Origin of the sequence: Microcoleus sp. B5-D4, assembly GCF_036705145.1 — a bacterium.
Lineage (GTDB): Bacteria > Cyanobacteriota > Cyanobacteriia > Cyanobacteriales > Microcoleaceae > Microcoleus.
In genome coordinates this window covers 18,933-29,472 of the sequence record NZ_JAUBTV010000087.1, presented here as the reverse complement: position 1 = coordinate 29,472, position 10,540 = coordinate 18,933, and the positions used below count along the sequence as shown (strand labels likewise).

Below are 10,540 nucleotides of genomic sequence, written 5' to 3'. Positions count from 1 at the left end.
GAAGATCCAAGAATTGAGCGGACGAAACATCATCAATTAATTGATATTATCACCCTCTCAATTTGTGCCGTGATTTGTGGTGCTGATACATGGGTGGATATTGAAAGTTACGGGCGCAGTTCAATACGAATGGTTAAAGAAAATTTTAGAATTGCCGAATGGCATACCTTACTAACTATTATACAACTTGTAAACAGTAGTTGTAATATTTTTATTGTCTCAAAATTAGCAGAAGCGTAAAAGCCACCATTAATCAGTTACTGTTTTCTTACTAAAGTCATTACAAAGCGTGTCTGTAGCTTCTTTGAATGGTGAATTTATCTCAAAATATACTCACCACTGATGAACAGTGTTCAATAAGATGCGTTCCCCCTGCTCTTCCCTCATATTACCAGAGCTTGTCAAGGAGTGATTTTTACAAGTGTAGATTTAGTCAAAACTATCAGGAAAAAACTCACACTAACCAGGGTCTGTCTGTAGTTGTAAATGTGGTAGATAAAATCTATAAAATTGGTAGAAAGGTGACTGAGGATTTCCAAAAAAATCTGAAAATTGTTTTTGATGAATATTTATCCAAATGGAATTATCGAGCCGTACCTCAACTCACTCATTAATCAAGTTATTAATTTTTCATTCCTGATTTAATGTGATATCTTCCATCCTTCTCAAGAGTTGAATGTTCGTGTGTGGCGTTGCTCCGGCGCCGCCTGTAGAGGGATTGTGCTGCTATGATGAAAGAAGTTAACGAAAATTTACATTAAGAGCCGTGACTGCACAACAGCTAGTATCTGCAACCAGTTTTGAAAAGCTAATTTGGACTTGGAAAGGTCACAAAATCCAATATACCGTCCAAGGAACCGGCCGCCCTCTGATCTTGATTCACGGATTTGGGGCTTCGATCGGACATTGGCGGCAAAATATCCCCCCACTAGCGGCCGGCGGCTATCGCGTATTTGCTCTGGACTTGCTGGGATTCGGTGCTTCCGCCAAACCAGCCCTCGATTACACTCTGGAATTGTGGGAAGAATTGCTGACTGATTTCTGGGCGGATCTGGTACAGGAACCGGCTGTATTTGTCGGGAATTCGATCGGCGCTTTGCTGAGTTTGATGGTAGTCGCCAACCATCCCGAAATATCAGCAGGCGGTGTCTTAATCAACTGTGCTGGCGGGCTCAACCACCGGCCAGATGAACTGAATTTCCCGCTGCGAGTAGTGATGGGGACTTTTACTAAATTAGTTCGATCGCCCCTGATCGGCCCCTTTGTCTTCAACAACATCCGCCAAAAACACCGCATCCGCAACACCCTGCGCCAAGTCTACGGGAACCGCGAAGCCATCACCGACGAACTCGTAGAACTCCTCCACGCCCCCTCCTGCGAACCAGGAGCTCAACAGGTGTTTGCCTCGATTCTCACGGCCCCAGCAGGCCCTCAACCGTCAGAACTGCTGCCCAAAGTCGATCGTCCGTTATTGGTACTTTGGGGCGCAGACGACCCTTGGACGCCCATCGCCGGCAGCCAAATTTATCAACAATTGGCCGCCAACGATAAACCAGTGAAATTTGTTTCCATTCCCAACACAGGCCACTGTCCCCACGACGAGCGGCCGAGTGAAGTCAACGCTCTGATTTTGGACTGGCTGCTGGAAGTGAAGTGAACTACCCAACACCCATCTGAGTACAGATAGGGTGTGGGCTTCCCAATTCAACGGGGATTGCCTCAGCCTTCATGGATTTTTTACGTCCTGATGGCTTTGGTCTTACCTCCCCTCCAAGGGCAGAAGCGCTAGTTCCTAACGCCAAAACTCGCAAGCCTTCGTTTTTAATATTTATTGCAGCGTTGATGTCTCTATCATGCCGCTTTTGACAGTGAGGACAATCTACAAGTCTTACACCCAATGAATCATATCCTTTTTGCAGTATTGGGATGGGTAGTAGAGTCTCGCTACAAAGTTGAGAAGATGGGAAAAACCGCCCTATTTCTTGGTAGGTGTGACCAAATCTTTCGGCTTTGTACTTGAGCATAGTTAGAAAAATTCCCCATCCTTGGTCTGATATTGCTTTTGCCAAGTTGGGATTTTTAACCAGATTCTTAACTGCCAAATCCTCTACACAAATAACTTGGTTTTCGTAGGCTATTTTGCGAGATAGCTTGTGTAAAAAGTCTTCTCTTACTCTAGCTACTTTGCTAGAGACTTTGGCAACTAAAAGTTTAGCCTTGCGACGCTTGTTAGAGGTTTTATCCGTCTTTCTAGCTAATTTCTTTTGTTTGCGTTTTCTATTCCTTTCTAACTTAGCCAATTGCTTCTTAGGTAGGTCGTATTTTGAACCCTCTGAAGTTATAGCAAAGTTTTTCAACCCCAAATCAACACCGATAGCTTCTCTAAGTGCGACGGCGGGGGTATCTTCTTGGTTAAAAAGAATAGAAGCATAGTACCTACCATCTGCGTTTCTCGATATTGTTACAGTCGTGAATTTAGCATCAGGAAGGTCTTGGTGAAACACGGTTTTCATTAACCCCAAGTTCCCAGGAAACTTGATTACAGAATCCTGTGGTATTAGTTTCACATTTTGGGGATATTGAATCGATTGCTTACCATGTTTAGATTTGAATCTAGGAAATTTAGCGCGTCCCTCAAAAAAGTTTACAAACGCGCTTGAAAGATTGAATGTTACTCGTTGTAAGACCTGACTATAAGCCAGTCCTAACCATTCATATTCCTTTTTCAAACCAGGAAGCAACTTGTCCATCGCAGCTTTAGAAAGACCTTTCCTAGTTTCTTTATACGCGGTAGTAGTGGCATTGAGCATATAATTCCACAACCATCGAGTATTGCCAAAACATTGAGCCAAGTAGGATTCCTGCTCGTCGGTAGGATAAATTCTGATTTTCACTGCTCTGTACATGGCATCGACCTTACCGTGTTTACATATTGATGGTAACAGAAATTAAAAATATGTCAACTCACAACAAATATTTGGCTCGTTTCCGACCTGTCCTCGAACGAAAGCTATCGCATTGTCAGAGGACTGTCGTCAACTCACGCGCAATTCATCTCAACACTGACCTGCTGGGTACAGGTACAGTGTGAGCTTTCTTGCTGTTATAGGTAAAATTTTTCTGGTGAAGGCAAGGGAGAGGGCGATCGACAAAAACCCCTGCATTACAAAGGTTCAGCCTCGCTCCACCGCACCAGCACCCCCGCAGCAGCCGACTCAAAAAACAATTTTTGGAAAAAGTATTGACACAATTTACTGAGTCAGCTATATTGATGGACGTGTGAGGAGCGAACCAGAAGAAGCACCGAGACGAAACACGGCCAGTCGTCGGTGCTTTTTCTGTGGGAACCCATTTTTAAGAGTTTGAAATTATCTATAATTCACATCCAGAAGATCTGTAAGCCCGCCCCGCTTTCTTCATTTCTTCCTACCCTACCCTTCGGGAACCCCTGCGGGGAACGGGAACGGCTTCGCCGAATGCGTTGTTAGCGTCTTCGCGGTTCGTTAAATAAATATTCGGATGTTGCAAACAAAGTAATTGACGGGACTTAATCTCAAAAAATCCGAAATTGTGGATTTTTTTTATCATCAAAACTGGATTGGATAGAACTCAAAACTAGAGAGTTATATAATAATCAATTGTCGCTGGGTCGGGGCGGGTTTATCTAGATTTTTTCTAGATGTTGGCAAACCCGCCCCTGCGTTATTTGTGCTACAAATATCAACGATCGCCCAAAACAAATTGTTCGATCGCAGCAGCCACCCCGTCTTCCTCCACATCCGGCGCTACCCAATTAGCAAAAACCTTCACGCCATCAGGAGCATTGCCCATTGCCACGCCCACGCCCGCGTAGGTAATCATTTCCACATCATTAAAATTGTCGCCGATCGCCATCACATTCGCCGCCTGCAAACCCAAAAGTTCCTCCGCTAAATACTGCACGGCATCTCCCTTATTCGCCAAAGGATGCGTAGCTTCAAAAAAAGTAGCAACGGATCGAGTCAAATAAAGCTCCGCAGGCGTGTAGCGCTGCCGCATACTGCTGAGCAAGCCGTCGAGTACGCCCGGATTCTCGCACAAAGCCAAAACTTTCGTCGGTTCCCCCGGAAGATCTCGCCGCAAATCTTTAATCACCATTGGTTCAATGCCCGATCGTTCTGCATAAATTCGGGTAGCTGCGGTAATTTCCGGCACGTAAAGTTTGTCGTCAATGTAGAAATGGATCGAAAGCAGCGGTCGCAAATGCGGTTCTTCAAAATAATCTAACAGTTGCAGAGCAGTTTGTTTCGACAGCGGCAAGTGCCGCAGCCGTTTTTGAGTAGCGTGATCTTGAATCCATGCGCCCTGGTAGCAAATCAGTGGCAATGTTGAGCCGATGTCGCGGTGAAAACGCAAAGCTGATCGGTACATCCTGCCCGTAGCGACGGCTACTTTCACTCCCCGCGACGAGGCCGCCAAAATTGCCTGCTTGACTGGTTCTCGGATGGTATTTGACAAACCTGCGATCGTGCCGTCTATATCCACTACCAGCAATTGAATGTCTGCGGTGCCAAAAGCGCGATCGGTCGCATTAGCTGGATTTGAGGCAGTTATATTCTGCATGATTTTTTTAGATTTTAGCTGTTGATTTGCACGCACCCGTTTATTTTGGCACTGGTGGGATAGCAAAGTGCAATTTCGGATTTTTTGAAGACTAAAATATAGATAACTAAATAAGCGACCAAAAAAGTATCTAGGAGGACTCTTTAGGGATGGATTTAGCTAAGCTCTATAATAGTAGCCAGTTTACTGCCGTAAAAACCGCACTCGACCGGCAATGTGTATTTTCACTTACTTAATAATACTTGTGGTCAAAAAGAATGCAACTCTCAGCCCGCGCTCCAAACCCTTATATCATCAATCATTCCCAATCTAAAATCTAAAATCTAAAATCTAAAATTGTATAACCGCCTCTTTGAAATTACCCCCAACTATCATGATTTCTATTCCGGGATACCGCATTGACGGAGAACTTTATACAAACCCTCACACAGTTATTTATCGAGGGATGCAGCTTGAGGAACAAAAACCCGTTATCCTCAAAACTCTCACACCCTCATACCCTACCCCAGCGCAAATATCCCAACTGCTGCACGAATCTGAAATTCTTAAAAATTTGATTTTCCCCGGAATAGTCAAGCTTTATAAAATAGAAACATACAATCACTTTCCGGTTTTAGTTTTAGAAGATTTTGGTGGTATTTCCCTAAAAGACTTTCTCAGCAACAACCAGCTAGAGTTACAACAATTTCTGCATATTGGCATCAAACTAGCAGAAACTATTGGGCAACTCCACGAACACCACATTATCCATAAGGATATTAAACCCAGCAATATTATTGTCAATATCGAGACTGGAGATGTCAAGATTGCTGATTTTGCGATCGCCTCCCTGCTACCGGGCGAAAACCCCGCCCCCAGCCATCCCCATTTACTCGAAGGCACTCTCGCCTATATGTCTCCTGAACAAACGGGGCGCATGAATCGGGCGATCGACTACCGCACCGATTTTTATTCTTTAGGCGTCACCTTTTATGAGATGCTTTGTGGCGAATTGCCTTTTAAGGCGATCGATCCTATGGAATTAGTACACTGCCATATTGCCAAAACGCCAGTTTCTCCTTGTGAAAACAGAAAGCAAAAAGTACAAAGCAGAAGCATCGAAGGCAGAATCAATCAAGTAGGAACAAAGGAGATTCCTCAAGTCGTTTCCGATATCGTCATAAAACTCTTAGCAAAAACAGCCGAAGACAGGTATCAAAGTGCTTTCGGACTTTTGTACGACTTGGAAAATTGTCTCGTTCAACTGCAAACTACAGGCGAAATTTCCCACATAACCCTCGGCGAGCAAGATCAGTCAAGTCACCTGCAAATTTCCCAAAAATTTTACGGGCGAGAAGTAGAAGTTAATATGCTTCTCAGTATCTTCCAGCGGATGAGGCGAGGCAATACAGAAATTGTGCTCATTTCTGGTGCCGCAGGTGTGGGCAAATCGTCGTTAGTATATGAAGTTTACAAGCCGAGTCGGCGGGAAAACGGGTATTTTATTGACAGCAAATTTGAGCAATTTAAGCGCGATATTCCCTACGCTTTTTTGCTCCAAGCTTTTCAAGATTTGTTGCGGCAAATATTCACAGAAAATGCCGCAGAAATTCATGTTTGGAAACAAAAAATTTTAAAAGCACTCGGCGGCAACTGCCAAGTAATTATTGAAGCTATTCCCGAAGTAGAACTGATTGTCGGGCCGCAGCCCCCCGTGCCAGATTTAGGAGCAAATGAATCTCAAAATCGCTTTAATTTAGTATTTCAAAACTTCATCCGCGTCTTTGCTCAAAAAGAACATCCCCTAGTAATTTTCCTAGACGACTTGCAGTGGGTCGATTCAGCATCTCTCAAGTTAATAGAACTACTAGCAACTGACCTGAGAACTCAATATTTATTAATAATTGGAGCTTATAGAGATCAGGAAGTAGATGCAAATCATCCCCTAATGCTGACCGCCGAAGCAATTAAAAAAGCAGGCGGGACTGTGAGGGCGATCGCCCTTTCGCCTTTAGATATAAGCAGCGTCAACCAATTCGTTGCCGATACTTTGAACTGCGCCCCCGAAAAATCCCTAAGTTTAGCAGAATTGCTTTGGCGAAAAACCGCTGGAAATCCATTCTTTTTAAATCAATTAATAAAATTTCTTTCCTCAAAAAGTTTGATAGAATTTAAACTTTCACCCTCGAATAATGTGGTCGATCTAGCTGAACCTAACCTGTCGGGCTTAGCGCAACCACTCTCAGAGCAAATTGTGAAAAAATGCCATGTCACAGGCGAGTGGCAGTGGGATATCGAACAAATACAAGAAATGGGAATAACTGACAATGTTGTAGAATTAATGATAGATAACATTCAGAAACTTTCAAAGAAGACCCAGGAACTGCTTAAATTAGCCGCTTGTATCGGGAACAAATTTGATTTAGAAACTATCTCGACAATCGCCGAAAAACCTCTCGCTTCCGCAGCAATAGACCTCGGTGAGGCACTTCAGTCCGGTCTGATTTTGCTCGTGAATAACGCCTACAAAATTCCGATCGCACTAGCAGCAAGCACAGAAGTAACAGACACAATATCTAGAGACTTTACCGATAAATTTTCCTTACCCGTGACTGATATTCCTAGCGCCACTTACAAATTTTTGCATGAGCGAGTGCAGCAAGCAGCTTATGCTTTAATATCCGATTATCACAAACAAGAGATTCATCTCAAGATAGGCAATTTTTTCCTAAAGAATGCACCGCCAGAGCAATTAGAAGAACATATTTTTGATACCGTCAACCAACTAAATTCAGCTAAAGAAATCATCAGCAGCCAATTAGAACAATTTCAATTATGCCAATTAAATTTAATTGCAGGCCGCAAAGCAAAAGCAAGTGCAGCTTACGAACTTGCCCTCAAATATTTAACCACAGGTATTCAACTGCTTCCCTCCGAAAGTTGGCAAACTGACTACGACTTGACTCTTGCACTCTACGAGTCAGCAGCAGAAGCTGCTTACCTAAATACCGACTTTGAACCAATGGAAAAATGGGCGATAATTGTCCTGCAACACGCAAAAAATGAACTAGACAAAATCAAAGTGTTTGAAATTAGAATCATAGCTTGTGCGATGCAAACCCAACTCCAAGAATCGGTAAAAATTGGTCGGGAAGCACTAAAAATGTTAGGAGTTAACTTTCCAGAATCGCCGATTCCCCTCCACATTCAGCAAGCACTGGCTAAAACTGCCGCTTATTTAACAGAAATAAAAATAGAAGATTTAATTAACTTGCCGATTATGACAAATCCGCACAAATTAGCAACTATGCGCGTGCTTTCCAGTATGTTTTCAGCTACATTTATAGTTGAACCTGTGCTGCTGCCCCTGATTGTGTGCGAGCAAGTTAATTTATCTATTAATTACGGAAACTCTACTTTTTCCGCCTTCGGTTATGCTAATTACGGAGCAATTTTAAAAGGAATAGTTAGAGATATTGAATCGGGCGATCGCTTTGGTCAATTAGCTTTAAATTTGAGCGATAGATTAAATGCGTTAGAATTCAAAAGCAAAACGCTTAATTTAGTAGCATTCATTTTGATGAACGGCAAGCATCACGTTAAAGACTCTTTGCCGCTATTAGAGGAGGCCTATCAAAGCGCGCTAGAAAATGGGGATTTAGAATCTGTCGGATATTCAGCCGTAAATATTTGTCAGTCTTTGTATTTCATCGGTCAAGAATTGCCCCAACTGGAACGGAAAATGGTAAGTTACAACCATTTGCTGTTTCAACTCAAGCAAGAAACTGTATTGACTTGGAATCAAATATATCGGCAAAGTATTTTGCAATTGATGGGAAAATTGGAAAGTCCACACCTGGTATTAGGTGAAGCATACAGCGAAGAACAATTGTTGTCGCTGCTGTTGAAAGCTAACGATCGGGTGGGACTACAGCACTTTTATTTGCAAAAATTAATACTAGCCTATTTATTTGGAGATACCGCTACAGCGCTAGAAAATTCAGCGCAAGCCGAAGTATATTTAGACGGAGTAGCAGGCTTTATTAATGTTTCTGAATACCAGTTTTACGATTCTCTAGCCCGCCTAGCCGCCTATCCCTCTGGAACAGAGGGGGAACAAGAAGAGCATATTTTTTACGCTGTCAGTAACCGGAAAAAACTGCAACAGAAAGCACTTTATGCGCCCATGAATCTTCAGCACAAATGCGACTTACTTACGGCAGAAAAAGCGCGTGTTTTGGGCAATGTTGTGAGAGCAATGGAATATTACGATCGCGCAATTGACGGAGCCGAAGAAAACGGATACATACAAGTACAAGCACTAGCAGCAGAATTGGCAGGAGCATTTTATCTATCCATAGGAAGAGAAAAAAATTCTAAAACTTACTTGACAGAAGCGCATTATTGCTATCAGCGCTGGGGAGCAACAGCCAAAGCAGCGCATTTAGAATCGAAATACTCGCACTTGCTAACTTCCGCCTCGATTTCAACTAATATTGAAACTCACAAATCTACCAGCAGCGCTTCCACTACGAACGACGCTGCAGGCGTGCTAGACTTGACTACCGCAGTTAAAGCATCGCAAACCTTAGCCGGCGAAATAGTTCTAGACAAACTGCTGGCCAAAATGATGAAAATTGTTATTGAAAATGCCGGGGGGCAACGAGGGTTTTTAATACTCGAAAAAGAGGGTCAATGGGTGATTGAAGCATCAGGATCTGTAGATGTCGATCGCGTTGCTGTCATGCAATCAATTCCGATAGATTTTGTAGCAGACGAGCGAGAAGTCACTTTGCTGGCAGTTGCAGTTGTGAATTACGTCGCCCGCACCCAGGAAAGTATCGTTTTAAACGATGCCAGCCGCGAAGGACAATTTACTCGCACACCCTATATAATGGCGGTTCAACCTAAATCAATTCTTTGCACTCCGTTAATTAATCAAGGCCAACTCACTGGGATTCTATATTTAGAAAACAATCTGACTACAGGCGCTTTTACCCAAGACAGGTTAGAAATATTAAAACTGCTGTCTTCTCAAATTTCTATCTCCATCAAAAATGCCCAACTTTACGCCAACTTGCACCAATTCAATCAGAATCTGGAAAATTTAGTACAGCAGCGTACCTCCGAACTCTCCCAAACTTTAGCAGACTTAAAATCGGCTCAAAATAAACTGGTAGAATCGGAAAAAATGGCTGCCCTCGGAGGGTTGGTTGCAGGTGTTGCCCACGAAATCAATACTCCCATCGGCATCGGCATCACCGCCGCCTCCCTGCTTGCTGAAAAAGCCACAAAGTTTTTTGAGGTTTACAGTAACGGGCAAATAAAACGTTCCGAGTTAGAAAAGTTTCTGGATACCGCGATGCAAAGCAGTAATATGATCTTATCTAACCTCACGCGGGCGGCCGACTTGATTCACAGTTTTAAAGAAGTAGCTGTGGATCAGTCGAGCGAGTTAAAACGCACGTTTAATGTTAAAAACTATCTAGAGGAAATTTTGACATCCTTAACAGCCAAACTAAAAAGAACTAAGCACAAAATAGAGATTAAGTGTGATGAAAATATTGTTGTGGACAGTTACCCCGGCGTAGTGTGTCAAATTGTGACAAATCTGGTGTTGAATTCCCTAATTCACGCCTACGATGGAGAAGACGAAGGAGTTCTGGCTTTTGATTTCAAACTAGAGGGCGATCGGCTAATATTTGAATATGCCGATAACGGCAAAGGAATTGACCCAGAAAATCTCAGTAAAATTTTTGAACCGTTTTTTACCACCAAAAGAGGTCAGGGAGGCACGGGATTGGGACTGCACATTATTTATAACCTTGTTACTCAAAAACTAAAAGGCACAATTAGCTGCACAAGTCAAGTAAATAAAGGGACAAGATTTATGATTGAATTTCCCGCTAAAATGAGCAGTTAGTTATTAGACCCCAACATGGATATAAGTTTTATATAG

5 protein-coding genes and 1 pseudogene are annotated in these 10,540 nt (G+C 42.9%); 4 read left to right on the top strand and 2 right to left on the bottom strand.

Translation table 11 applies throughout. From position 1 onward, the window contains the following. From QUB10_RS28145 to QUB10_RS28135, 3 genes and pseudogenes are all read left to right on the top strand, one after another. Nucleotides 1-169, top strand: a pseudogene (locus QUB10_RS28145) (transposase family protein); the annotation flags it as partial. Between the two features lie 139 nt (nt 170-308). Further along, nucleotides 309-614: an ISAzo13-like element transposase-related protein gene (locus QUB10_RS28140; RefSeq protein WP_333206514.1), complete on the top strand. Its 306-nt coding sequence runs from the start codon at nt 309-311 to the stop codon at nt 612-614. 152 nt (nt 615-766) lie between these two features. Then, nucleotides 767-1,657, top strand: coding sequence for an alpha/beta fold hydrolase (locus tag QUB10_RS28135; RefSeq protein WP_333206512.1), 891 nt, complete (start codon nt 767-769; stop codon nt 1,655-1,657). 1 nt (nt 1,658) lies between these two features. Here QUB10_RS28135 and QUB10_RS28130 read toward each other — a convergent pair whose 3' ends face one another. Continuing rightward, nucleotides 1,659-2,906: a transposase gene (locus QUB10_RS28130; protein WP_333206510.1), complete on the bottom strand. Its 1,248-nt coding sequence runs from the start codon at nt 2,904-2,906 to the stop codon at nt 1,659-1,661. 814 nt (nt 2,907-3,720) lie between these two features. After that, nucleotides 3,721-4,602, bottom strand: coding sequence for a Cof-type HAD-IIB family hydrolase (locus QUB10_RS28125; RefSeq protein WP_333206509.1), 882 nt, complete (start codon nt 4,600-4,602; stop codon nt 3,721-3,723). A 373-nt stretch (nt 4,603-4,975) separates the two neighbouring features. Here QUB10_RS28125 and QUB10_RS28120 point away from each other — a divergent pair, with 373 nt between their 5' ends. Further along, nucleotides 4,976-10,504 carry an ATP-binding sensor histidine kinase gene (locus QUB10_RS28120; protein ID WP_333206508.1) on the top strand — a complete coding sequence of 1,843 codons (5,529 nt, stop codon included), beginning with the start codon at nt 4,976-4,978 and terminating at the stop codon, nt 10,502-10,504. The last annotated feature ends 36 nt before the right edge of the window (nt 10,505-10,540 follow it).

Bases quoted from the DNA above. Each gene is read 5' to 3' on its own strand.
- QUB10_RS28140 (WP_333206514.1), top strand. From the start codon at position 309: ATGGTGAATTTATCTCAAAATATACTCACCACTGATGAACAGTGTTCA.
- QUB10_RS28130 (WP_333206510.1), bottom strand. From the start codon at position 2,906: ATGTACAGAGCAGTGAAAATCAGAATTTATCCTACCGACGAGCAGGAA.
- QUB10_RS28125 (WP_333206509.1), bottom strand. From the start codon at position 4,602: ATGCAGAATATAACTGCCTCAAATCCAGCTAATGCGACCGATCGCGCT.
- QUB10_RS28120 (WP_333206508.1), top strand. From the start codon at position 4,976: ATGATTTCTATTCCGGGATACCGCATTGACGGAGAACTTTATACAAAC.